This is a genomic window from Microcystis aeruginosa FD4, assembly GCF_009792235.1.
In the GTDB taxonomy this organism is placed as follows: Bacteria; Cyanobacteriota; Cyanobacteriia; order Cyanobacteriales; family Microcystaceae; genus Microcystis; species Microcystis viridis.
Window position 1 is genome coordinate 4,303,413 of sequence record NZ_CP046973.1, and the last position, 25,868, is coordinate 4,329,280.

At 43.9% G+C, this 25,868-nt stretch carries 16 protein-coding genes and 1 pseudogene; 11 read left to right on the forward strand and 6 right to left on the reverse strand.

What is annotated here, in order from left to right; genetic code table 11:
• Positions 1-493 precede the first annotated feature (493 nt).
• Positions 494-3,730: a type ISP restriction/modification enzyme gene (locus GQR42_RS21360; protein ID WP_158201528.1), complete on the reverse strand. Its 3,237-nt coding sequence runs from the start codon at positions 3,728-3,730 to the stop codon at positions 494-496.
• A 178-nt stretch (positions 3,731-3,908) separates the two neighbouring features.
• Here GQR42_RS21360 and GQR42_RS21365 point away from each other — a divergent pair, with 178 nt between their 5' ends.
• From GQR42_RS21365 to GQR42_RS21390, 6 genes and pseudogenes are all read left to right on the forward strand, one after another.
• Positions 3,909-4,625: a DUF433 domain-containing protein gene (locus tag GQR42_RS21365; RefSeq protein WP_158201529.1), complete on the forward strand. Its 717-nt coding sequence runs from the start codon at positions 3,909-3,911 to the stop codon at positions 4,623-4,625.
• Positions 4,622-5,043 (forward strand): annotated as a pseudogene (locus tag GQR42_RS30125) (hypothetical protein). Before GQR42_RS21365 ends, GQR42_RS30125 begins: the two are co-directional and overlap by 4 nt.
• Positions 5,044-5,114: 71 nt before the next feature.
• Entirely contained in the window at positions 5,115-5,435 is a 321-nt protein-coding gene (locus GQR42_RS21375) for a hypothetical protein (protein ID WP_233271111.1), read from the forward strand.
• An 865-nt stretch (positions 5,436-6,300) separates the two neighbouring features.
• Positions 6,301-7,689 carry an aspartate aminotransferase family protein gene (locus GQR42_RS21380; RefSeq protein WP_158201530.1) on the forward strand — a complete coding sequence of 463 codons (1,389 nt, stop codon included), beginning with the start codon at positions 6,301-6,303 and terminating at the stop codon, positions 7,687-7,689.
• A 6-nt stretch (positions 7,690-7,695) separates the two neighbouring features.
• Positions 7,696-8,793 carry a sulfotransferase family protein gene (locus GQR42_RS21385; RefSeq protein ID WP_158201531.1) on the forward strand — a complete coding sequence of 366 codons (1,098 nt, stop codon included), beginning with the start codon at positions 7,696-7,698 and terminating at the stop codon, positions 8,791-8,793.
• A 168-nt stretch (positions 8,794-8,961) separates the two neighbouring features.
• Complete coding sequence (locus GQR42_RS21390; protein WP_158201532.1) at positions 8,962-9,957, forward strand: lysylphosphatidylglycerol synthase transmembrane domain-containing protein; 996 nt, start codon at positions 8,962-8,964, stop codon at positions 9,955-9,957.
• Between the two features lie 870 nt (positions 9,958-10,827).
• Here the strand turns inward: GQR42_RS21390 and kaiC are convergent.
• From kaiC to GQR42_RS21405, 3 genes are all read right to left on the reverse strand, one after another.
• Positions 10,828-12,390 (reverse strand): circadian clock protein KaiC, encoded by a 1,563-nt coding sequence (kaiC, locus tag GQR42_RS21395; RefSeq protein WP_002733602.1) that lies wholly within the window; start codon positions 12,388-12,390, stop codon positions 10,828-10,830.
• A gap of 193 nt (positions 12,391-12,583) precedes the next feature.
• Positions 12,584-12,898 carry a circadian clock protein KaiB gene (gene kaiB / locus GQR42_RS21400; protein WP_002733742.1) on the reverse strand — a complete coding sequence of 105 codons (315 nt, stop codon included), beginning with the start codon at positions 12,896-12,898 and terminating at the stop codon, positions 12,584-12,586.
• A 56-nt stretch (positions 12,899-12,954) separates the two neighbouring features.
• The gene (locus GQR42_RS21405) at positions 12,955-13,884 is read right to left on the reverse strand and encodes a circadian clock protein KaiA (RefSeq protein ID WP_158201533.1); all 930 of its coding nucleotides are present in this window, start codon (positions 13,882-13,884) and stop codon (positions 12,955-12,957) included.
• A 276-nt stretch (positions 13,885-14,160) separates the two neighbouring features.
• Between GQR42_RS21405 and GQR42_RS21410 the strand changes: the two genes are divergently transcribed.
• The 4 genes from GQR42_RS21410 (at position 14,161) to GQR42_RS21430 (ending at position 20,786) form a co-directional block, all read left to right on the forward strand.
• The gene (locus GQR42_RS21410; protein ID WP_158201534.1) at positions 14,161-16,536 is read left to right on the forward strand and encodes an ATP-binding response regulator; all 2,376 of its coding nucleotides are present in this window, start codon (positions 14,161-14,163) and stop codon (positions 16,534-16,536) included.
• Positions 16,537-16,694: 158 nt separating this feature from the next.
• A complete protein-coding gene (locus tag GQR42_RS21415) occupies positions 16,695-17,426 on the forward strand; it encodes a PEP-CTERM sorting domain-containing protein (RefSeq protein ID WP_158201535.1) in 732 nt (243 codons plus the stop codon).
• A gap of 933 nt (positions 17,427-18,359) precedes the next feature.
• Positions 18,360-18,839: an SRPBCC family protein gene (locus GQR42_RS21425; RefSeq protein ID WP_158201537.1), complete on the forward strand. Its 480-nt coding sequence runs from the start codon at positions 18,360-18,362 to the stop codon at positions 18,837-18,839.
• A 294-nt stretch (positions 18,840-19,133) separates the two neighbouring features.
• The gene (locus GQR42_RS21430; RefSeq protein WP_158201538.1) at positions 19,134-20,786 is read left to right on the forward strand and encodes an acetolactate synthase large subunit; all 1,653 of its coding nucleotides are present in this window, start codon (positions 19,134-19,136) and stop codon (positions 20,784-20,786) included.
• 233 nt (positions 20,787-21,019) lie between these two features.
• On the opposite strand, the gene GQR42_RS21435 is transcribed toward GQR42_RS21430, so the two are convergent.
• The gene (locus GQR42_RS21435; RefSeq protein ID WP_158201539.1) at positions 21,020-22,261 is read right to left on the reverse strand and encodes a DUF4912 domain-containing protein; all 1,242 of its coding nucleotides are present in this window, start codon (positions 22,259-22,261) and stop codon (positions 21,020-21,022) included.
• A 410-nt stretch (positions 22,262-22,671) separates the two neighbouring features.
• Here GQR42_RS21435 and GQR42_RS21440 point away from each other — a divergent pair, with 410 nt between their 5' ends.
• Complete coding sequence (locus GQR42_RS21440; RefSeq protein WP_158201540.1) at positions 22,672-24,009, forward strand: histidine phosphatase family protein; 1,338 nt, start codon at positions 22,672-22,674, stop codon at positions 24,007-24,009.
• A gap of 135 nt (positions 24,010-24,144) precedes the next feature.
• Here GQR42_RS21440 and crtD read toward each other — a convergent pair whose 3' ends face one another.
• On the reverse strand, positions 24,145-25,653 hold the full coding sequence (gene crtD / locus GQR42_RS21445; protein ID WP_158201541.1) for a C-3',4' desaturase CrtD: 1,509 nt from the start codon (positions 25,651-25,653) through the stop codon (positions 24,145-24,147).
• Positions 25,654-25,868 lie beyond the last annotated feature (215 nt).

Consider the following 25,868-nt stretch of genomic DNA (forward strand, 5'->3'; position numbering starts at 1 on the left):
TTGGCTCAGGGCAAGTCTTGTTCCCCACTTAAGCCCAACTATCGGCACTATTCGTTCATTAAACACTAATTGTCAAGATGCCATGTAATCCTTGCTATCAAAGTAATTTCAGTTCCGGTGCTGATTCGGAGCATCTTTCAATTTGACAACGCCAAAATTCTTGAGACATTTCAATATAAATTTAAAAGGCAACCGCAACAAAAAAGGAAGAGAAACCCCGTTAAATATAACCTAGAAGACGCTTTATCTGTCGTTGAAACCTGCGATAAAATATCAATCTAGGGTTTGCTGAAAAAGTATCTACGGTTTCACCGATAGGTTATTGCCCGAATGCTTCGCCCCTACAGGACGCAGGCCGATGAAAACGCAAGGTTTTGAAGCACGATTCCCTCAAAATCTTGCACCTGTACTGATTATTTATTCTCCCTTTTACCTCTCCCAATATGTAGCCTATACTCAACGGATTTAGTATTAATCTTCTCTCACCAGTGGCTTAACTAAAGGGGAAACCACCATATTTATTGATAATTATATCTATAGTTTCCATAATTGCGATCGATTCTTCCAAAATGGAGATAATTTGTTGATAATGTTCTAGGTCATCGTAGCTAAGGTGGCGACCTTTGCGGTCTTTTAGCCACTTCTGACACACTTGATAACCGCCGATATAAAAGTTCCAAATTTGCGGCGGAATCCCCCCAAAATACTGCTCAGAATTAATCGAAATTTGTTGTTTATTTTCGTCATATTTCACCTGTTCAACTAGATTAGAACCTGCCACGGGATAGCTACTAATTTCTTTTCCTGTCCCTTTCATCAGGTGTAACTGCACTAATCTGTCACCTTTTTTGACTAATTCCCAGAATAATTCTTGATTGCTGGTGAGAGGAACACGAGGAAAGTCTATTTTTAAAAATTCGGCGTAACGTTGGCGATATTGGGGAGAGTGAAAGACGGCATAAATATAGTTAAAAATGTCTTCCGGTCCAAAGGTTTTCTTTTTGTCTCCTTTGCCATCACTGATAAATTCTAATTCAAGTTTTGCGGAAAGTTCCTTAATAAATTCTGGCGCTAGATTGGGACGGCGACCATTTGGCGAGTTGGTTGGTTCTGTTTCAAATAAAGTTGGGGTATTGGTTGGGTAAAGATAAAGGGGGAAAACAAAGCCATTATTTGATGTTTTGGGAGAGAGACAAATCACTTCAACAATATTTTCTGATATTTGAACATGATTAAAACTTTCTCCTTTAGTCATCCTAGAGGTAATTAGTGCATAATTTTGTTGATATTTTAGGTTATACATAACATTACTTCTTGGCATACAATGAAAGCCCCTTGAATTACCCGTATAATATGTATATCTTTTGTCAAAAGGTCTGTATAAAATAGGAGTTAATTTATCCTTAGATAAATTTGATTGCTTAATATCTTTTTGTGCTAAATTAACTTTCCAGTCCCTAGAATCTTGACCTAAATTATACTTTATTCTAGCTTGTTCTGGACTGAGATTGACAAAATCATTGATTATATCCCAAATTTCTTTTTCACTCCATTGAATAGTTAAACTATCTCTAGCTGTGACGATACCAACACTATTAACTGGAATAATTTCAGTAATCTTCCAGAATTGATCGTATTCTGATCGCAGATTAATATTCTGAGGTTTAAATAGATAAAAAGGAGAATCAGGTTGTAATTCTTGCCAAGCAGTTGAACTAATATCATTTTCATCTAACCAATGATACTTACCCCCGATAATAACTTGATTCTCAATCATCTCTCTTTTGCCCCATAAATCAGCATGATAAACCTTCGCTAAATCTTGCTGACTATCTTGATACTTAATAAAAATACCAATAGCTACACCTTGCTGAATATCAAACACATTTTGATCGGGTGAACCGTCGGGACAGATTTCTTTTTTCTTGCTATTTCCATGTAAATCTAAAACATAAATATCATCAAAAGTTTTTAATAAACTTTGACGCATTCCCCGAAAAGTTGGGTTATCCAAATAACCATGATTAGTAACAAAAGCTAAAATTCCGTAACCAGTTTTCTCGATGCGCCATTGACCAAAGCGAATAAATTTGACATAATCATCATTTAACCATTTGGGATTTTTTTCGCCTAAAGGTTGCTCATCTACCTCAAAATAACTAGCAGTTTTTCCTCCAGAAATAATATCTTTTCCCTTCAATAATTCCTTAATCCATTCTCCTGTATTTACGGAATGTCCAGAGTAGGGAGGATTACCAATAATCACCATAACAGGATGTTCTTGCTTAACACCTTGCGCTGACTCTGCTTCATCGCGAATACGATTTAAAAAACCGTCAGCAGGGGGAATTTGAAAAGCTTCCTGTAGGGTGTTGGTGAGATAGATTCCCAAGCGTTCATCGGCACTAAAATCATAGCCTAATTCCTGAAGTTGTAAACCTAACTTCATGTGTGCTACGGTGTAGGGAGCCATCAGTAACTCAAACCCAAAGAGACGCGGTAATAAATGTTTACTAACATAACTAGACCACATCCCTTTCTGTTGACGAAAACTCTCATAGATATAATCGATAACAGAGTGTAAAAAAGTGCCGGTTCCCACAGCAGGATCCAGAATTAAAACTTGGTGAACTTCCTGAGTTTCTTGGCTATTATTAGGATTTTTAATAGTAATTTTTTTGGCATCGGCCAAACCTTTAGGAATCTGAAACTTATTTTTTAGAATATAGTCTACACTGCGAACCATGTAAGAAACCACGGGTTCAGGAGTATAATAAACCCCCCTAGACTCACGCATTTTACTATCGTATTCTGCTAAAAAAGTCTCATAAAAGTGAACCACCGGGTCCTCCTTGCGGGTGCGTTTTCCAAAGCTGCCCAGAATCCCCTCCATGTCCGTTTGTTGTAAAATAGTGGCTAGAGTATCCACGGCCCAAGTAATCCGCTCATCTAATTCTGTACCAGCGATTTGATGAAAAATTCCCCGCAAAAAAGGGTTAGTTTTTGGCAGTCGAAATCCTGCCGTTTCCCGGGAAAAAGAACTGATTTGATCCGTATTACAGCGTGCCGCAAATAAACCATAACAAATTGTTTGTGCATACATATCCGCAAACTGCGCTTCGTTGAGATCACTAATTAAAACTCGTTGAAAAGATTGCAATTGTTGCCGCAACATTCCCCCGCAATCTTGATCTTTTAAAGCTTGTGCGATCGCATCTCGAATTAACTGCGCTAAAGCGGCCATTTTTTTCGCCAATTCTCGCGGTGTTGTTATCTGAATAACTTTCGAGAGGAAAAATTGATAGAACAATTGTTCTACTTGTAAAATACCCTGGGAATCAGGTTTAATTTGCTTTTTTTGATTAAGAGTTGCCACGGACGCTGATAGACGCAATTCTCCCGATACATACCAACGAAATTCTAAATGATCGGTGATAATTAAGTTACCCAAAGCCTGTAAATAACGTTTTATTTGGGGAGTATTTTCAACCTTTTTGAGAGAAGTTCCGATATCTTTTGCTTCCAGATGACCAATTTCTACCATACCCTGATTAATCACAAAATCCGGAGCGCCACAAGCAATCCTTTTCGGTTCATTGAGAGCTTGTAGGTTATTATTTAGGGATTCAATTAATTTTTTTAAAGCAGGACGATAACTGTGTTCTGTGGCGTTACCCTGTTGATAAATGCCAGTGATTTCCTCTAGATATTTTGGCAGTGAGTTACTCATTATCGTTGCGACATACAAACGTTCTTCTATAGATAAAATATAACCTCATTTGGACCCCATGTCTCCTGAGATGCGCTCATCCTGATTTATCCCTATCCTCAAGGATACCAAAATTAGCTAAAATGAGATAATCGATAGGCGATAATCTCATCCCAACAACTTTACCAAAATATTAACGATGGTCAAAGTGTCATCTCCCTTATCTCTAGAGCATCTCTATCATGTTCCCACCTATACTATAGCCGATACTGCGCGCTATCTCCATATTCCTTTACCTACTCTGAGAACCTGGGTACAAGGACGCACCTACCCCACCAAAACCGGACAGAAAAACTTTTTACCCCTCATTCAACGACCTAATCCGAATATTCCCCAACTTTCCTTTACTAACTTAGTGGAAGCGCACGTTTTAAGAGTCATTCGCACCGTTCATAACATCCCTCTCGATAAAGTTAGACTTACCCTAGACTATATTAGTGAACAATTTAACACCGATCATCCTCTAGTTCAAAAACAATTTAGTACCGATGGAATTGACCTTTTTATCGAACAATTTGAACATTTAATTAATGCCTCCCGTTCGGGACAATTAGCGATGAAACAAGTATTAAATAATCTCTTAACTCGTATTGAATGGGATGAACAAGATATCGCCACAAGGCTTTTTCCCACTATCAACCTAAAGGGGGAAGACTTCACTGATAAAGTCCTCATGATAGACCCGAATATTTCCTTCGGAAAACCCACTATCAAAGGAACAGGAATTCCCACTAAAATTGTCACAGAACTTTATGATGCGGGGGACTCTATAGAAGATATTGCCAATGATTATAATTGTCAACGTTGGCAAATTGAAAAAGCGATTTTATTCGAGTCCAATTGGCAAGCAGCATGACCTCTCAATACACCTATTTTATAGACCGCGCTTTAGGAAAGTCTATCGGTGAAGCTTTGCAAAAAATAGGGGTTAAGATTGAATTTCATCATGCTCATTTTGCCCCAGATGCACCAGATAGGTCGGGCTACCTATTGTTAGTCAAAGAGGATGGATAGTATTAACTAAAGATGTAAACATTGGTAGAAATATTTTAGAAGTTCAACAGATAGCCCGTTATCAGGCTCAAGTATTTGTTCTAGTTTCTGGTAACTTACCTCGTCAAACAATGGTTAATATTTTTGTGGAAACAATCGATAAAATCGAGAGAATAACCCAAGGGAATCAAGCTCCTTTGATCGTAAAAATATACCAAAATTGTCAAGTTAAATTGTGGAAAAATAAAAATGAATTAACCAGAATGCTAGAAACTATTTAAGCTAAGACGCATTTTAACCGCCTATCTTTAGATTAGCTGAATCTCCTCCAATTCCCCGACATCGGGGAGGGTTGGGGGGTGAAGAAGAAGCTAATCAATTTGCCACTGAATTACTCCTAGGTGATTGTGATAACTGCCTTGGGGATGGGAAATTCAAAAATGCTGAAAAATTGAGTAAATATGTTCAAGAACATTTTATCTCTCATCATCCAGATATTGATATAGGTGCAATTATTCTGAACTATGGATGGCATAACAGGGACTACTTTGCTTTAGCCATGGCTACTTTAAAAGTATTAGAACCCAACCCAAATGGCAATAAGATTATTAATGAATATTTGGCCAATCAGTTAGACTGGGATAAATTTGATGACGAAACCTACGAGATCTAGAAAAGGTGTTAGGAGTTGAACCTTGATAGGTTCTGTTTATTGTTTGGATAATGACATTATCCTAAAATTGGCCACCTGTGGCTTATTTTAGAAAAACCTCAATACCTTTGGAGTTGAGATTAATCAAGTTAAAATTCTTGAGACATTTCAATATAAATTTAAAAGTCAACTGCAAGGAAAAAGAAGGAAGAGAAACCCTGTTAAATATAACCGAGAAGACGCTTTATCAGTCGTTACAACCTGCGATAAAATATCAAGCAATAATAATATCAATCAAGAGGATTTTATTCAATTACAGAAAATCGAAGGAATAGACATAGGCGAGGCTATTCTACTCGGTTATGTTAGCTACTTGAATAAACAAAATAATTTAAGCTATTTACTCACGGGAGATAAACGCTGCTTGAAAAATTTAAATGTTCCTGAAACTAATCAGATTACTGACTACCTTCAAGGTAAAATGTGGTGTTGAGAACAATTAATTTTAAAAGATATTGAAATTTATGGATTTAATTGTATTCAAGAGAAAATTTATCCCGTTCGAGATTGTGACACCAATCTTAAACTTATATTCGGTTATAGCAGAGAATCAGCAGAGCAGCAAGTCAGAGAAGCGTTAGAAACTGAAATTAGGAAAAGAAACGGGAAACTTACTTTATCCCTACCCTCAAGGATACCAAAATTAGTTAAGCGGTGTTAGTCTGTAGAGTGACTATAAGACCAGAATAGAGTAAATCTGTTAGGGCAGCTGCGAAACCCCGCCGGGGAAAGAAACAGAAGCCCAAATCGTGAGGTTTGGGAATCGCCGTCCGTTTAGGGCGGAAGGATGTCAAAATTAGTTTTTCGGTAATCAAATCTGGAATTTATGAGCATTTTAGAACTGATAGAAAAAAGACTAGAAGAAAACTTTGCGCTCCACGAACAATACCTAAACCCCCAGATGGTTAGGGTACTAAAAACGATCGGCTACGATCGCCACTACGTTAAAGCCGAAGGTGCATACCTATTCGACAATCACGGGGAAAAGTATCTGGATTTACTGAGTGGTTTTGGTGTTTTCGCCCTCGGACGCAATCACCCCAAGATTGTCCAAACTTTACAGGAAGTATTGACGGCAGAACTGCCCAATTTAGTCCAATTGGATGCTTCTATCCTAGCGGGATTGCTGGCCGAACGGTTAGCAGCGATCGCCCCGACCGGATTAGAACGAGTTTTCTTTGCCAACTCCGGCACAGAAACCGTCGAGGCCGCCATTAAATTTAGCCGCTACGCCACCGGACGCAGCCAAATTGTTTACTGTCAGGGAGGCTACCACGGGTTAACCATGGGTTCCCTTTCCGCCACCGGCGATCCCCATTATCGTGAGGGATTTGGGCCTTTTGTCGGCGATTTTAAGGAAATTCCCTTCGGCGATCTAGCTGCGCTCGAAAAAGCTCTAATCAACAAAGATGTAGCGGCTTTTATTACCGAACCGATCCAAGGTCACGGGGTGAGAATTCCCGAACCGAACTATCTCCCCGCAGCGGCTGCCCTTTGTCGTCGTTATGGGACTCTTTTTGTGGCCGATGAAGTGCAGACTGGTTTAGGCCGGACTGGCAAAATTTGGGCTGTGGAACATTGGGGGGTAGAACCGGACATTTTATGCGTTGCCAAGGCTCTTTCGGGCGGTTTTGTGCCAGTGGGAGCGGTTCTCTGTCGTCGCTGGCTCTTCGATCGAGTATTCGATCGCATGGACCGTTCTGTGGTTCACGGTAGCACTTTTGGGAAAAATAATCTGGCCATGGCCGCCGGTATTGCCACTTTACAGGTGATTGAGGAGGAAAAATTAGTCGAGCGCTCGGCTGTAATCGGTCAACAAATTATCGCAGAACTACAGCCCCTCGTAGATCAGTACGAATGTTTGCAGGAAGTGCGGGGATTGGGTATGATGATGGCCTTGGAATTTGCCGAGCCGAGCAGTTGGTCATTAAAAGCCGCCTGGAAAATGCTAGAAACCGCCAATAAAGGGCTATTTTCTCAGTTAATCGTCGTTCCCCTCTTTACCCGTCATCAAATCCTCTCGCAGGTTTCCAGCCACGGTATGAATATCATCAAGTTTATCCCCCCCCTCACCCTCTCCGATGAGGATTGCCGTTGGATTGTCACCGCCGTTAAGGATGTGGTCGCTGATGCTCACCGCCTACCTGGGGCCGCTTGGGAATTCGGCAAAACCTTAGCCAGCCAAGCTATACGCCAAAAAACCGCCAAAAAATAGGTTAATATGTCCAGTTTGTTTCATCCCCTCTGCGGTAGTAACCTTAGCACTCTCCTTCGTTTGTTTTTGACCAATGGCGGCATCGATCGCCCCAATTTGGCCCCAGCAACCCTGGCGCTGGCAGTTACCTTGGCGCGACTGCCTTTTTCTACCCTAGAACGAATTTTGATGACAGGGTTTTATGAGCGCTGCGTGCAGGTAAAAGCACCCATTTTTATTGTCGGCTATTGGCGCAGCGGCACGACCCATCTGCACAATTTACTCGGTCAATCGGAGCATTTTGGCTATATTTCGCCCCTAGCGGTGGGATTACCCTGGGATATCCTCGGCATCGTCCGCTTATTTCAACCGCTGCTGGAATTAGCTCTACCGAGCGATCGCCATGTGGATAACGTTGCCGTTACTCCCGATTCCCCCCAAGAAGACTCGATCGCCCTGGCCAGTATGATCCCCCTTTCCTACTACCATGGTTTATACTTTCCCCAACGTTTTCAGTATCATTTCGATCGAGGGGTTTTTTTTCAAGGCTGCAGCGAGAAAGAAATCGCCAATTGGCAACGTTGGCATACTCATCTATTAAAAAAAGTTTCCATCCATCAAAAAGGCAAACAATTACTAATCAAAAACCCCGTTTATACGGCACACATTGCCAGATTGCGAGCTATCTGGCCCGATGCTAAATTTATTCATATCTACCGCAATCCCTATCTAGTTTTTCCCTCAACCCGCCACTTTTTTACCCGCATCCTACCGGAACTAGCACTGCAATCCTACGATAATTTATCTATTGATGTCATCGAGCAAGCGATTCTGAAAAGTTATCCCCTAATGCTCAATTCTCTCCTGCGAGATAGTGCCGATTTACCTACCGATAGTTTTGTAGAAATTCGTTTTGAAGATTTAGAAAAAGACCCCCTAGCACAAATCGAGAAAATTTACGATCAACTGCAACTTCCCAACTTAAAAATAGCTATGCCTCGCTTTGAGAAATATATCAGCAGTCTGCAAGGATATAAAAAAAATAATTATCCCCCAGATGCAAAAGCGATCAAATTGGTTGAATCCCATTGGCTGCCATTTATTCAACGTTGGAACTATTTTTAGTTATCAGCTTTTTCAGTTATCAGTTATCAGTTATCAGTTATCAGTGATCAGTTATCAGTCATCAGTGATCAGTTATCAGTCATCAGTGATCAGTTATCAGTGATCAGTTATCAGTTATCAGTTATCAGTTATCAGTCATAATTCATAATTCATAATTCATAATTTAATATGAAATATCTTAAATTTATCTTTCTGGGTTTAGGTTTTGTTTTACTAGGGGTAATTTTACGCCAAACAAATCTGCAAGAAGTGTGGCAACAAATCACCCTAGTCGGTTGGTGGGGAATGACATTAGTGATTATTTTTTATTTCCTAGAATTACTCACCGATGTTTTTACTTGGCAACTAACTTTTAAAAGCATTCCTATCCAACCTAGATGGACAATTCGCCTATTATTAATTTACATGGTAGGGGCAGCCTTTAATCGCGTGACTCCCTTCGCTTCGTTGGGAGGAGAAGGTTTTAAAGCAGTGATGTTGAAAACTCACTATCAGATTAGCTATAAAGAAACCAGTGCCTCGATTATTTTGACCAAGACGTTAAATACTGCTTCCCTTGTCTTCTTTGCAATTATCGGGTTTTTTCTGCTCCTAGCTTCCCCAAAATTTTCTAATTCTTTTAAAACTTTGACTGGATTAAGTCTAGCTATATTCTCCAGTTGTATCCTGATATTTTTCTTGATTCAGCGATTCCGTTTATCCTCCCGAATAGTTAATCGATTAGGTCATTCTTTTTTAGGCGATCGCCTAGCTAAACCTTTAGAAAATCTTCGCAGTGTCGATGATCGTTTAGGAGAATTTTACCAGAATCTGCCCCTATTTAGAAATGGCTTGATCGTCGGTTTTCTCAATTGGCCCCTCGGAGTTTTAGAAATCTATGTTTTAATGCAACTTCTCCAACATCCGATCAGTTTTGCCGATGCTTGGTTATTTGATTCCGTTGCTCAATTGGTGCGCGCTGGAACCTTTTTTATTCCCGCTAATATCGGTACTTTAGAAGGTTCTTTAGTGCTGCTGGGTGCTTCCTTAACCGGTAGTCTCGAATTAGGTTTAGCGATTTCTGTAATTCGCCGGGTTAAAGATATTCTCTGGATTATATTAGGTTTATTGATCTGGTGGTTATTTTCCCTAAGACCGACTTTACCCGATCGCTCTTCAAAATAATCTCAATCATACTAAATCCGTTGAGTGACTTTCTCTCACTTATGGTGAGCAGCAGAAGTTGTTCAAAGAGGGCGAATGCAATTCGCCCCTACAATAATATAGGAGTTACGCACTGTACAAATTCACCATGATGTGTATGAACGAAAATCCGTCGTTTCAGACTTTTGGCGATTAACTTCTGATCGATAGCGATCGCTCAAAAGTCATCAAAAAATCACGTTAAAATGCCCGAAACCCATACCTCATATTTGGTCGATCCTGTCAATGCGTAAGTCCTATAATAATATTATCGCACCAATGGTAGGGGCGCATCGCGTGCGCCCAAATGTAATATAGATATTTCTACAAAATTGAGATGCACCAGGCCAAAAGGGGAATAAATAATCAGTCTTTAATAACCAGATTTACTATTATCAGTAACTTTTAAATTAGTACAAATATATGAACAACTGCGTGTAAGCATCCCACCGAAAAACTAATGCGCTCCGGGGTTTGGGGGCGGCGCCACGCCCCCAACGGGGGGTTTGGGGGGTAGAACCCCCCAAAAGTCTGGATTTAGGACAAAAAATCTAGAAAGCACAGTTTTTAAAAATTCGCTGGGTTAAAGATATTCTCTGGATTATATTAGGTTTATTGATCTGGTGGTTATTTTCCCTAAGACCGACTTTACCCGATTCGCTCTTCAAAATAATCTCCATCAGTCAACCTCTTGCACAATTAATGTACTCCTCACCCAACGGAAGATTTTTGATTTTTCCAAGAGGTCTATTATTATTCATTCTTAATTCTCCTGACTCCTGACTACTGGCTACTGACTCCTAACCCTAACAACAATTTTTGATTTTTACCAGAGGTCTAGTCAACTCCCGATTATTCATCCTGTAATTTTTCGCGTACATTGCGAACAATCCGCGATAATTCAGTCTTTTCATCGACGCTAATTTTAGTCGGGGAACCACTAATAATCCGCTCGTAATTGCGGAAAGAATCCTTGATATCGGCCCCGTCCTGACTGATAGTATATTCACGAATCCCTTTATCGTGCCAAGAACCGCGCATCTTAAAGACGTTAATCGCTCGCGACATTTCGCCGCGAATTTCCACATACTGCAGCATTAAAATCGTGTCGGTAATCGTAGAAATATGGGATTCGGTGATCGAGTGCGCTCCCATAAATTGGTCGGTGGTATTGGTGAAAAATCCCGTAATTTCCTCCTGTTTGGCGTATCCTGTCACCCCGATCACAAATTGCCGAAAAGCATTATTTGTCACCCCGCGTGCGAGCGCCGATAGAGAATCAATAGCAATACGGGAGGGTTTAAATTCCGAGATTTCCGACTTAATCATCTGTAAATGGTCTTCTAATCCCGCCGATTCGGGGTAAGAACACAACAATTTTAATAATCCCTTGCGTTCCATCTCCTCAAAATCGATCCCCCAAGAAGAAGCATTTCGGGACAATTGGGCGCGAGATTCTTCATAAGCGAACAAAATCGCCCGCTCACCGCGCCGACAGCCTTCTTCCAGAAATTTACTGACTAAGAGAGTTTTACCCGTACCTGTTGCTCCTGTAGCCAAAATAATCGAATCCTTGAAAAAACCGCCTCCACACATATCATCAAGGGTTTTTACTCCCGAAGAAATGCGGACATTAGAAGAGCGCTGAGTTAAACGCATCGCACCGAGGGGGAAGATATTAATGCCATCATTGGTGATAGTAAAGGGATATTCCCCCTTCATGTGGGTTGTTCCCCGTAATTTGAGGATTTCTGCGGTTCTGCGTCGTCTTTCTCCCTCTAGCACGTTCCGCATAATTACCACATTATCAGAGACAAATTCCTCTACCCCAAAACGGGCTACCGCTCCGTATTCTTCGATACGTTCTGTGGTCATAATTGAAGTCACTTCTAATAATTTTAACCGGGCTACGAGCCGAAAAATTTCTCGCCGCACCACTGACACCGCTTCATACTGCTGAAAAACGGCAGTTACAGAGTCAATTGATACCAGTTTGGCTTTATATTTGGTAATTGCGTATTGAATGCGCTCGATTAGGGCCGAAAGATCAAAACTACCCACCACTTCTTGACCTTCCGGATCCGGAGAAGCATCGAGAATAAATAACTTACCCTGGTCAATTAATTCTTCTAAATCCCAACCAAAACTATAGGCATTTTGGATAATATCAGTGGGAGATTCTTCAAAAGTAACAAACAGTCCCGGATAGTCAAAATACTTGATACCGTGGTAGAGAAATTGGACGGCAAGCAGGGTTTTTCCCGTGCCAGAAGTGCCACTCACTAAGGTAGTTCGCCCCATGGGTAAACCACCGTGAGTGATCTCATCAAAACCTTCAATTAGGGTTCTAATTTTGCGAACACCTTTGGGTTTAATCGGTGGATTCGATTGGCTATTAGAGTTAGATTGAGTCATTATTTATCCAGCGAGTATTTAAAGAGTAGGATTTTTATCTAATTTTTCAACAGAAACATATCAGGTCTGACTAGACACTTTATACCGTCTCGATTCCCATTGACTCTTGACTTTCCCCTAGAGGTACTAGATTACGCCCCGATCATTTCTCCTTCAATAAATATAAACCGTCTAATCACCTATTGCCGAAGTTCTAGCTATCATTTTCTCGTTCGCGAATCTCTTCGTACAGTAAGTCTAAACCGATCAGAACCTTCTCTCGATCGGACAAATCCCCGATAATTTTCCGCACTGGGGGAGGGAGGACTTTCGCGAGGGTAGGAGTAGCGAGAATCTTGTCTTCCTCCGCTAGTTGCGGGTTTTTCAGCACGTCAATCACCTTCAGCGCATAAACTCCCTGAAATTCTTCTTCTAGGATATTTTTCAGGGTTTTCAAGGCACGCACGGAGTTGGGGGTGTTCCCGGCGACGTACAGTTTTAAAACATAGGTTTTTTTAAAGACGCTCATAGGTTAAGATCAAAGGGGCTGGGGGTAGGAGTTCATCGCTATTTATTGGGGAGATTTTAATCTATTCCCAATAATAAATCAAAAGGGATATCCTCGCGAGGTATAGAACGACGGTACATTTCCCCTAGATGTGCAAGGATATCAATGAGAGCGAGACGATAATCTAGGAGGATTTCCTCGCTTCTGCCTTCTAATTTTAACTGTTGGGAAAATTCATCCATTAACTCCATGTGAATTTCCAGAATTTGCGACACTGAGAGATCGGTAAAAAAGACATTATTAACCAATTCATCGATCGCTTGATTGATCGGATAATCCTGTTGGAAGTAATTTAAAATAATCTCCCGATAATCTCTTCTTACTTCCCGCAGTAATTCTTTTTTTTCCTCTGGGGCAAGATTGCGATAGAATAGCTGCGGATTGCGTTTGTAGTAAACACCTAAATAGCCGAGTCTTTCTTTTAATTTTTCCGCTAAACGGCGCTGTTGTAGGAGGAGAAAACTGTGATTATTTTCCACGGGATTTGGTTGGTTAACAATCGTGTTAGGTTCGGAAAAAGAGCAATTAGGAGCTAAATGGAGAAATCGAGCGATCGCTTGGTCGATTACCGAGGTGATGCTGTCTAATTCCTTGACGGTAATTTGTAATTCGGCACTATGATAGAGACAGGTGGGAGAGTCATTCGTCTCGGCAGTGATGTTCTTGTCAGCGACAATGATCACTACTGGCAGTAAAATCCCCCCTTCGTAGAGTTGATTAAAAGTCGGCTGTAGGGAAGGATGAAAGACCACCAGTAAACAATCGATTTTTTCCTTCTCTGCCTCGATATTAGCCAGTAATTCGCTAGAAGACGACCCTAGGGTTAGATTATAGCGTTCATTGGCCAATAAAGCCGTCAAAGAATTAACCAGCCCTAAGGGTGAACTCACTCCCGTCAAGGGTGAGTCCGTTGGGACAAAAGCATAAATAGTCAGTCTCGGAGGCAACGTTTTCTCACCCGCAAGGTAGATAGAAAATAACAAACAATTAGGTTAGGCTTTCTCTGTTGAGAAGACAACCCCCTCGCCATTAGCTAAGGGAAGTTAAAGTTAACTTTGCTTCTTGGAGTGGGTATCGTAGTTAATTGTAATCAATGTAGCGGTTCTCTAGATGAGCCAGCGTCAAAATCAAGGTAGATTCAAGTTTTAGGACGACTAATAGTTTGGCCATCAGTTGGTTAATTATGCAATAAAGTTACCGCCACCGCCCACCCAATTATCCCCATGCCTAGCGTTACCCTCAGTCTCCATCACTTTAATCAATCCGTCACTACCTGTGAATTAATTGTTGACAGAACAAGTCTTTTAGATTTAATCAATACGGGCAATCCAGAAGCGATCGTGGTGGTGGATGAGCGGTATTGTCCCCTAGGACTGATGGAGAGTCAAACCCTGATTGCTTACCTCCTCTATCAACAACAGCGCCCCGAAACCAGAAACCCCTCCTCCAACTGTCTGGATCTGAGCGATTGGCTGCGTCCGATTATCCCTCTTAACTCGCGCATGGCCGTGAGTGAGTTTCTGGCCACCCTGACGGGAGAAGGAAGCTCCTTAGTCCCTATTTTAGTCGATGCTCAGGGCAAACTGTTAGGACGCTTAGACACGGGCAAACTTCTCCAATTTTGTCTCGGACGCTCGATTCTCGATGATCCGTCCCCGCGTCCCCGCATCAGCGATCGCAATTTCCCCCCACGATGCGATCGTCCTCTGGAATTTCTGGAACAATTACCGCTGCCGCTGCTGCTCTACAGTCCAGAAGCGGGAATTTTATACCAAAATCAGGCTTGGTGCGAACAAATAGGGGCGGCTTTCCCCGCTAATATCGATAAATCTCCCTTTGCTTTGGTTAATGACCCCTTAACCCTTCAATCCCCCACTCCCCCCCTGTTTCCCCAGCGTCTAGAAACGGTGACATCGGGTTTAGCCAAGACTTGGCGCCTCTTGTCCGCGCCGTTAAATTTAACGGATAATTATCCTTTGATCGAGAAAGCTTCGGGACTGTGGTTACTTTTAGCCACCGATATCACGGAACAACAGCAATATTGTCAGGAATTAGCGGTTAAAAATGCCGATTTAGTCCATTTAAATCGTCTTAAGGATGAATTTCTCGCCTGTGTCAGCCATGAGTTTAAATCGCCCCTCACTGCCGTGATCGGTCTCTCCAGTCTGCTGCGGGAACAAAAAATCGGTGAACTTAACCCCCGACAGTCCAAATATGCCGATTTAATCTATCGCAGCGGTCGCCAGTTGATGGCCTTGGTCAATGATCTCCTCGATTTAACCCGCTTAGAGACAGGACAACTAAAATTAACTTTAGCTAGAGTCAAAATCGATCGCCTCTGTCAACGGGTGTACGATACCATCGTCGATAAGTATCCCCAACGTCTCGATCTCCCCGGCAGCTATCGTCTTGACATCGAATCGGGGTTAGATTATGCCCTGGCCGATGAAGCCCGTTTACAACAGATTTTAGTGCATTTATTAGATAATGCGGTTAAATTCACCATTGATGGCGGTAATTTGGGCATTAAAGTCAATCGTTGGGAAAATTGGCTGGCTTTTACCGTCTGGGATACGGGGATCGGTATTCCGGAAGAATCCCAGCATCTGATTTTTCAGAAATTCCAACAGCTAGAAAGTCCTTTCACCCGTCAATTTGAGGGCGCAGGTTTAGGTTTAGTCCTCAGCCAAAAATTAGCGCGCTGTCACGGTGGTGATCTATCCTTTGTCTCCAAAGTCCTGGAAGGCAGTCAATTCACTTTACTGCTGCCGGTTCATCCCCAAGGTGCAGACCAAGAGTCAGCCACTCCCCAGCGTCTGGTGTTAGTGGTAGAAACTAATCCCCAGGTGATCGAACAATTTGTCGATCGATTGAGTGAATTGGGATTAAAAGCCATTATCGCTCGTAGCGGCACTGAGGCGATCGAAAAAGCCCGGCAGTTAAAACCCCGTTGTGTTTTTCTCAATCCCCATCTCCCCCTGTTGTCCGGTTGGGATGTGTTAACGCTGCTGAAATCCCATCCCCAAACCAAAGAGCTGAAAGTTATTGTCACCGCTGCCGATTCCGAGCGCAACCGCAGTCAACAGCAAGGGGCCGATAGTTTTCTGGTTCCGCCGATCACATCGGCTGCGCTGCAAGCTTGCCTGAATCTGACCGTTTCTCCTGTTCCTAGCCAAAAACGGCGCACCGCTCCGACTCTGCTCCGTTTACACGGCCATTATGCCCCCAATTTCTCCGAGTTATCTTCCTTTAGCTGGATTTGGAATAATCAATTAGTTCGGGAGAATTATCGTTTTATCGAGGCCGATAGTTGCGAACAGGCGGAACTTTTAGCCACTGTCTGGGAGGTGGACGCTATCTTAATCGATAGTTCGATCGCAGAAGATTTATACTCTTATCTGCAAACCTTGAGCGAGTCGGAAACCCTAGCTAATTTACCCCTAGTCACCCTTGATGTGGCTGTCACCGAGGTGGCTAATCAAATCCCCGGTTTAGCCGTTTTTCCCTGTTTGGCTCCCCCGACGGAAAACCGCATCGAACAGCTATTAAAGGTAATCGAGACTGCTGATCTGGCTTTTTCTCCCCAGAAAGAGCGGTAAGGGGGAGCGGGGGAGAAACTTTTTTCTGTGATCTATTAACAATTTTTCAGTGATCTATTGACAAATGAGGAATTTGGTGTTGACAGCTAAGAAAGCTCATGTAATACTAGCAGTTGTAATCTATTACATCCACCTTACCTCCGCGGGGGTCTCTGTAAATGACCAAAATAAAATACATCATTCCTACCGCTACTGCTCTTCTTGCCAGTGCGTTGGGCCTCGCCACTGCGCCAGCACAAGCCGCAACAGTAAACTATATCAATTGTGGTAGTCCGACTGCCGCATCCTGCACATTGCCCCAACTTTTTAATGGTGGTAGTATCACCGTTGATGAGGACATGGACGGCAAGATTGACAAAACGTTTAGAAATTGGATGAAAACTGGAACGTGGAATCCACCTTCCGGCCTTACAGTAACGGGTTTTGGGTCCGCTACCCCTTTATCAGCTGGGTTAACATTCACAACCACTAATGGATGGTCAGTTCCTGTAGGTGCAGTTACTTCGTTTAGTAATCCGTTTGTCTTCGATGTTGTCCTCGGAGATCCCTTGAATGTATCGTTGACTAATTTGACATTGAACTTGTTAAACTCTACCTCTAATGGATTTGCTGTGTTGAGTGTGACGGCTAATGGAGCATCAGTGGCCAACTTTAACGGTGGGCTAATGCCAGTTACAGGTATATCTACTGATCTACTTGCTCCAAGTCCTAGCATGATCAACGTTGGTGTAACTGGGATGGTCCTTGCACCAGGCGCTTCTGGCAATGTCAGATCGTTCAGTCTTACTTTTGGCCAGGGTTCCAAAATTCCCGAACCGGGGACTGTTGTTGGACTTCTTGCTGTTGGTGGCTTAGGTCTGGCGATGAAACGCCGACAAAAGGATAGCTAACCGATCTCGGCATCAAGATAATAGAATAAGAGGCATCGTCAGTCCTCGTTTTTATCTGCCGCCCTTTTGGGGCGGTTTTGTCTTAAGGGACTGGCGTGGGAATAATATCCCAGCTTTGAAAATCGCTCTGTAGAAGAATCAGACCAGCCAGATGGCATATTATCAAAGCCCAAGTCCCTAAGAGGAAGGGGCTCTCGAAGGCTCTCCCCCTACTTAGGGTGATCAGCAAACCCCCGCAGCGCGGAGGGCGCAGGTTCCAGGCACCCCGACAGTAAAGGATTTTGTCCACAATGTAGGGGCGAACTGCGTTCGCCCAAAAGGTAGCGGAGGGCGCAGGTTCCAGGCACCCCGACAGTAAAGGATTTTGTCCATAATGTAGGGGCGAACTGCGTTCGCCCAAAAGGTAGCGGAGGGCGCAGGTTCCAGGCACCCCGACAGTAAAGGATTTTGTCCACAATGTAGGGGCGAACTGCGTTCGCCCAAAAGGTAGCGGAGGGCGCAGGTTCCAGGCACCCCGACAGTAAAGGATTTTGTCCACAATGTAGGGGCGAACTGCGTTCGCCCAAAAGGTAGCGGAGGGCGCAGGTTCCAGGCACCCCGACAGTAAAGGATTTTGTCCACAATGTAGGGGCGAACTGCGTTCGCCCAAAAGGTAGCGGAGGGCGCAGGTTCCAGTCACCCCGACAGTAAAGGATTTTGTCCACAATGTAGGGGCGAACTGCGTTCGCCCAAAAGGTACATGATCAAAGCGCAAGTCCCTTACTTTTCCCGTTAACTTAGTGTTCAGCATAATTCCCTCGCTTTTAGCGATGGGATGAATTATGAAACCCGTTTTCCATTGTATCTTAAAATTATCAAAAGCGCACAGTCCAGGAAAGCCATTTATTTTCTAGAATAGAAGATTACCTGGATTATTTTTGCGGGGGGCAATCGGTGATTCTCAATTTTTCCCTAAGGATTGTAGCGGCCAAAGGCAGACTATTCTGTAAGTTTTCACTCTACAAAACCTATCGGGTGGTCAGCAGCGCCCCTGTCGATGTCCTCTGGCAAAAATTAATTAATGTGGCCGATGTCTCTTGGCATCCTTTGATTGCCAAGGCTGATGTTCCCTTGGGTTTAATCGCTAAACCGGGGTTAATCTATCAAGCTGTCACCCGTCTGACTCCCATTCCTATCCGGGTTTTCGTGGAAAATGTCCGGCCCGGGGAACTCCTCAGCCTCAGAGTTCTCGCTATCCCCGGCATGGAACAGAAAATGACCTACCAAGTGGAATCAACCCTCTGTGGTACTTATATTTCCTATTCTGTCACCCTGCGCGGTTGGCTGTCCCCCTTTATCTGGTGGTTAAGTCGTCCCTATTTAGCCAAAGTCGCCGCCCAACTGGCCCACGCCGCCGAAGAATTAACGGTATAAAACTGGGGGCAGGGTGTGGGGTGTGGGGAGAATATATAAAAGCTGTCTCGGAGTCTCCTGACGACCGGCTCCCCAAAACGAAAACTTCCTAGTTCACTAATAAATAATCTGCCAAGGGTCAAGATCTAAGTCACAATGGTATATGGATAGACTTAAACAAAATTTTAGTCAGCTACATTGGTACATATAGTCTACTGATATCATCCCGACGAGTTGAGCGCAACAACCTCAATCCGCCGGGATGAACTATCTCTGGAGACTTGACTGATGAAGTAAGCTCTACAGGAGGGAATTATGGGGGAATTAAACACAGCCGAACTTCTAGTTAAATGTCTAGAGAATGAAGGGGTCGAGTATATTTTTGGGCTACCTGGGGAAGAAAACCTCGATGTTTTGGAAGCCCTAAAAAACTCCTCGATCAAATTTATCACCACCCGTCACGAACAGGGGGCCGCTTTTATGGCCGATGTCTATGGACGCTTGACGGGAAAAGCGGGGGTTTGTCTCTCCACCCTAGGACCGGGGGCGACTAACCTGATGACAGGGGTAGCCGATGCTGACTTGGATGGGGCGCCCTTGGTGGCTATCACCGGCCAGGTGGGAACCGATCGGATGCACATTGAATCCCATCAATACCTAGATCTGGTGGCCATGTTCGCCCCGGTGACGAAATGGAATAAACAAATCGTGCGGCCGGGTATCACCCCAGAAGTGGTACGGAGAGCCTTTAAAACCGCCCAAAGTGAGAAACCGGGGGCAGTTCACATCGATCTGCCCGAAAATATCGCCGCTATGGCTGCCGATGGTCATCCTTTGCCCCTCGACAGTCAGGAAAAAGTTTACGCTTCCTATCGGACTTTGAATATGGCGGCGGCGGTGATTTCTAAAGCGAAAAATCCCTTGATTTTGGCGGGAAATGGGGCAATTCGCGCTAATGCTAGTGAAGCTTTAACGGAATTCGCCACGGCCTTGAATATCCCTGTGGCTAACACTTTTATGGGTAAGGGGGTGATTCCCTATACCCATCCTCTGGCTCTTTGGGCGGTAGGATTACAGCAACGGGATTTGATTAGTTGTGCCTTTGATCGCAGTGATTTAATTATCGCTGTTGGTTACGATTTAATCGAGTATTCCCCGAAAAAATGGAATCCAGACGGGAAATTACCGATTATTCACATCGGCATGACTCCGGCGGAAATTGACAGTAGTTATGCCCCGGTGGTGGAAGTGGTGGGTGATATCACCGATTCTCTCATCGATATCCTCAAACGGGCCGATCGCCAGAATAAGCCAACTCCTGTCACCGCAGGATTAAAGACGGAAATTCGGGCTGATTACGAAACCTATGCCAATGATACGGGTTTTCCGATCAAGCCACAAAAATTGATCTACGATCTGCGTCAGGTGATGGGACCAGAAGATATCGCCATTTCTGACGTGGGCGCTCATAAAATGTGGATGGCGCGCCAGTATCACTGCGATTGTCCCAATACTTGCATTATTTCTAACGGTTTCGCCGCTATGGGTATTGCTATCCCTGGTGCGATCGCCGCTAAGTTAGTTCATCCCGATAAACGCATTGTAGCGGTGACGGGGGACGGCGGTTTTATGATGAATTGTCAGGAATTGGAGACAGCTTTGCGGGTGGGAACTCCCTTCGTCACTCTCATCTTTAATGATGGCGGTTACGGTTTAATCGAATGGAAGCAGTTTAACCATTTTGGCACATCTTCTTTTATTAAGTTTGGTAATCCCGATTTTGTTAAATTTGCCGAAAGTATGGGATTAAAAGGCTATCGGGTGGAATCTGCTCAGGATTTGATCCCGATGCTAGAGGAGGCTTTCCGGCAAGATGTCCCTGCGGTGATCGATGTTCCCGTCGATTACGGTGAAAATCTGCGTCTTTCCCAAAAATCGGGCGATTTAAGCTGTCAGATTTGGGAATAGAAGTTGATAGCGTTGACAATCCCCAAAAAATCCCCTAACTAAATCTCAGTTAGGGGGAAGTAATTGGTTTGGCTTTGGTAAGGGACTTGCGCTTTGATAATGTACCTTTTGGGCGAACGCAGTTCGCCCCTACATTGTGGACAAAATCCGTTACTGTAGGGGCGCAAAGCTTGCGCCCTCCGATCGATTGGGATATTATTCCCACGCAAGTCCCTAACGTTAGAAAACCCAATCTAGAATAACCATTCTAGAACCGCCTCATCTTTAGTGTTGGTATTGCGAGAGGGGGTTTCCCGGGTAAATTTCATGTGGATAGAACGATTTTGTTCCCCATCGGCGGCTACGGCCATAATCGGATAATCGATTAAACCGTCTTGGAAGGACATCTGATAGCGGAAAGTGCCATCGGGATTGAGTTTAATCGGACGACCACCGATAGTTACGGTGGCGTCGGGTTCGGTGGCACCATAGACGATTAATTCGGCATCGGCAACTAACCAGAATTTGCGCGGACGTTGTAGGGTTTCCGAAGCACCCATACCGATACCGGAAGCAGTTATGCCGATACCGGAAGCGGTTAGTCCCGATACCGTGGGAACTGCCCACATACCAACCCCAGAGGGGAATACATAAGAACTGATCACTTCCGACATCGGTACGGAACCGGCGACGTGCTGCATGGAACCAAACAAGGAACCAGCCACCCGTAGGGCCTCCATATCGCCGACACTCTTGAAAATTTGGTCGTAGATGGGGCTAGTTGCCGTGGTTCCAGCGCTGCCGTAGCGTTTGCTGGGGGGAACGAGTTCGTAAACAGTTTTGCCCACCAGTTCTTCTTCCCAGTTAACGGTGACAAAAATATCTTCAATCCAGTCGGAAGGATAGACGGGAGGAATCCGCACCATGGGAGAACGGGCCAAAACTAACCAACGACCATCAGCACAACGATAACCGATATCGATAACATAATCTCGATCGCTGACCGGAATCGGTAAATACCATTCCCGGGCCAATTCATCACAGAGATATTCTTGGACACTGTGGGCTCCTTGGCTATTGAGATCGATATCGGTGACATCATAAAGACGTAGGGCTAACTGTTGTCCCCCTTGACGACGGAGATCTTCTTTTGATTCGTTGGGGATATCCCAATAAGCATAGGCCCACTGAGGATCGCGAGGTAGGAGGGTAATGCGATTTTCACCGTAGCCACCGGGCAGATCTCCTAAACCATCATCCACTGAACCTAGGATATCTTCGATCGGGTTAGCTTGACCTAATTCAAATTTTGCTGCTTCCACTGGTTTTTCCTCTTTAATAGTATTAAAATTGCCGCTTACTCGCATGGCTTGGTTAATTGCCTCGATTAATTGCGTTTTCCGCATCCGACTGTAACGAGAGATGCTGTATTGACTGGCAACTCGTCGTAGTTGCCGCAAGGTCATCTCATCTAAGGGTGGGTATTCTGGAACCATGAGTTGACGCTCTCCGATTAGTTACGACGGCAAATGTTTTTGGGCATTTGCAAAAGCAGTGATCTGGGTAATCCTTCTAACTACTCATCGATTGCTGTGTGAACGAGAGATCCACTCGATGGGGATCAAGGGAATCGCTTGTTATAAATACTTATTAAACAGCAAGATTCCGATTTTGACCAAGTACATTGTCATGATTTCTTGATAAAACCGCCAAACCCTTGATCCCAAAGAGATTGTTATGTCAGGAAGTTTTGATATGCTGTGCTGCCTTGAAACTGAGTATAGAAATTTTAGTACAAAAGCTCTATACTGATGACTGATCACTGATTACTGATCACTGATTTGTACTCCGATCCCGATCGCCTGTAATCTGATATTGAGACTTTTAGTTAAGGAGACTGAACCGCTTGGCTACTCGTGTGATTATTGTTCGTCATGGACAAAGCAGTTATAACGCAGAGCAGAAAATACAAGGTCGCAGTGATGGCTCGGTTTTGACGGAAAAAGGCCATCTGGACGCGGAAAAAGTAGGAAATGCCCTCAGTCAAATCGATATCGCCGCTTTTTACTGTAGTCCTCTCCAAAGAGCCAAATCTACTGCTGAGGTGATTCAGTCTCGTTTAAATCACTCTCCCGTCATTCAACCCACTTCGCAGTTACTAGAAATCGATCTGCCTATCTGGGAAAATATGGTTAAAGAGGAGGTAAAAGCTCAATATACCCAAGAATATCGGGATTGGCACCAAAAACCTCATGAATTTAAGATGATACTGCCCGATGGTCAAGAACATTATCCCGTTCTCTCCCTCTATCAACAAGCGCAGGATTTTTGGCGAGAAATTATTCCCCAACACAAAGGCGAAACTATCCTCATTGTTGCCCATAACGGCATTAATCGCTGTTTAATCCTCAGTGCCATCGGTATTCCGGTTTCCTTGTACCATTCCCTGCAACAATCTAACTGTTGCGTTAATGTTCTCAATTTTACGGGTAATTTTGGTGATCCTGTCCAGGTGGAATCCCTCAATCAAACGGCACACTTAGGGATAGCTTTACCCCCACCGCGTCCTCCTTTCCAAGGTTCCAGGCTGCTGCTTGTGCGTCACGGAGAAACCCAATGGAATCGGGATAAACGTTTTCAAGGTGTGCGCGATATTCCTCTCAATGATAATGGCAAGGCTCAAGCTGAGAAAGCCGCCGAATTTCTGCGAGAAACGGCGATCGATCACGCTGTCACCAGTCCTTTGTCCCGTCCCAAGGAAACTGCCCAAATTATCCTGCAATATCACCCCAATGTCACCTTAGATACCCAAGGGGATCTGACGGAAATCTGTCACGGACTTTGGGAAGGTAAATTAGAGGAGGAAATTGAAGCGAGTTTCCCCGGGATGTTAGAAGACTGGAAAAATTCCCCAGAAACCGTGCAAATGCCGGAAGGGGAGAATTTACAAGAGGTTTGGGATCGAGCGATCGCTTGTTGGCGGCAAATCGTTAAAACCTATAGTAATAGTGATAGTCCTAAGACAATTATGGTGGTAGCTCACGATGCTATTAATAAGGTGATTCTTTGTTATTTATTGGGTTTAAAACCCGCCAATTTCTGGAATATTAAACAGGGAAATGGTGCGGTTAGTGTGATCGATTATCCCAAAGGAGTTGACTCTCAACCGGTCCTGCAAGCAATTAATATTACCTCTCATCTAGGAGCAGGAATACTCGATCGCACGGCAGCTGGCGCTTTATAACAGTTATCAGTGATCAGTTATCAGTTATCAGTGGGTAAGTTAACAGTTATCAGTATTCAGTATTCAGTATTCAGAAGATTGCTTTTATTTATTCTTCCCAATTCATAATTCATAATTCATAATTCATAATTACGGCTAACTAGAAGCTAATAATTTATTCTCAATCTGTCTAACCACCGTTAGTGCCGAATAGCTGACTCCGGCAGTGCCTTCTCCCGGATGGGTGGAATCTCCCACTAACCAAAGATGGGGGATGGGAGTGCGCGTCGCTAGGCCAAAAGGGCCAAAAGTGGACAATCTTTGACCAATCCCGCCGACAATGCCCTGATTTCGCCCCGTAAACCGTTCAAAAGTGCGAGGAGTAGCTGATTCGATGTGAACGATGTGATCAGGACTGAGATGGAAATAATTACCGAGACGCTCGATCGCCCCTTGGGTGTATGCTGCTTTTAATTGCTGATAATTATCTGCTCCTTTTCGCCACCAAAGACTGGTATCGGTGAAGGAAGAAGCAATAATCGTCGCTTTTCCCACTGGAGCGCGGCCATCCCCTTCTTTACTCACGGAAACAAACAAAGAGTTATTTTCGCCGATTATGCCATCCTCATCGTAGAGGAATTGCAAATGGGGGGGACAATCGGGGGGAATAGCAGCGCGATCGACTCCTAAGTAAACCACAAAAGCACCCGATGCGGGGGGAAGTTTTTCGATTCTCCGGTGATAAAGACTGGGAATGGCTTCGCGATCGATTAATTGTGGTAAATTTTGGATCGGGATATTAGCCACAATCTCATCGGCCATTTCTGGATATATTTGGCCATTTTTTTGATTTCTGACGATAATTCCCGTGGCTTTTCCCTTTTCTGTCAGTATTTTTTCCACTGTGTGGCGCATTTGCAATTTACCGCTGTATTTTTCCAAAGCTGTTACTAGGCGATCGCTCAATACTTGCATACTACCCTGAAGGTGGGATAAACCTTGGGGAGACTGAGAAACTGCTAAAGCGGTGGCGGCATAAAGTAAAGCGGTTTCATCGGCAGTAACTTGGGAATAAAGCTTTAACTGGAGATCAAGGAAGGTTTTTAGGCGTTTATCCCTCTCTAAGCCGTATAATCGCAGAGCATCGCCCACAGTCATCAAAGTAAAGGGAAAGGTAATGGCAGTATCTAAACGCAAAGCGGCGATTAATTGCCCTAAATCCCACCAGTTGCGCGGGGGTAAAACTGGATCGCGACTTTGAAAACGCCAACTAGCTTGAAAGAGTTTTTGTAATAATTGCCAAAAGGGTTCGCTGCCCGGAAATTGTTTTTGTCTTTCCTCTTGCCACTTTTGCCGATCGCGCCAGACATTAATCGGAGTGGTTTCCCCCGGCAGAAAAACGGCACAAGCGGGATCGCAGGGGACAGAATCGGGTAAATCTATCCCTAATTCGGCAAAAATGCGCTGATGAATGCCCCCTACTTCTAATCCTGCCACCTGAGTTGCCCCCACGTCAAAAGTAAAACCCCGACGGGAAAAAGTCGAGGCACAACCCCCGGGGACAAGCGCCTGATCGTATACTGTCACTTGATAACCTCGACGCGCCAATAATGCCGCCGCCGTTAGTCCGCCAATCCCTGCACCAATAACGGTAATTTGCGTCATTTTCTTAACAATTATTTATATTTATTTTTATCCTAACGCTTTTGGCAGTCAAGAGTCAGGAGACGGAAGACAGGAGACAGGAGACAGGAGGCAGGTTTTAGGTGTTGGGGGTTGGGGTTTTGGGGTTTTGGGGTTTTAGTTCAATTTCCCCACTTCCCCACTTCATAATTCATAATTCATAATTCATAATTCCCACTCCCCCCACTCCCCCCACT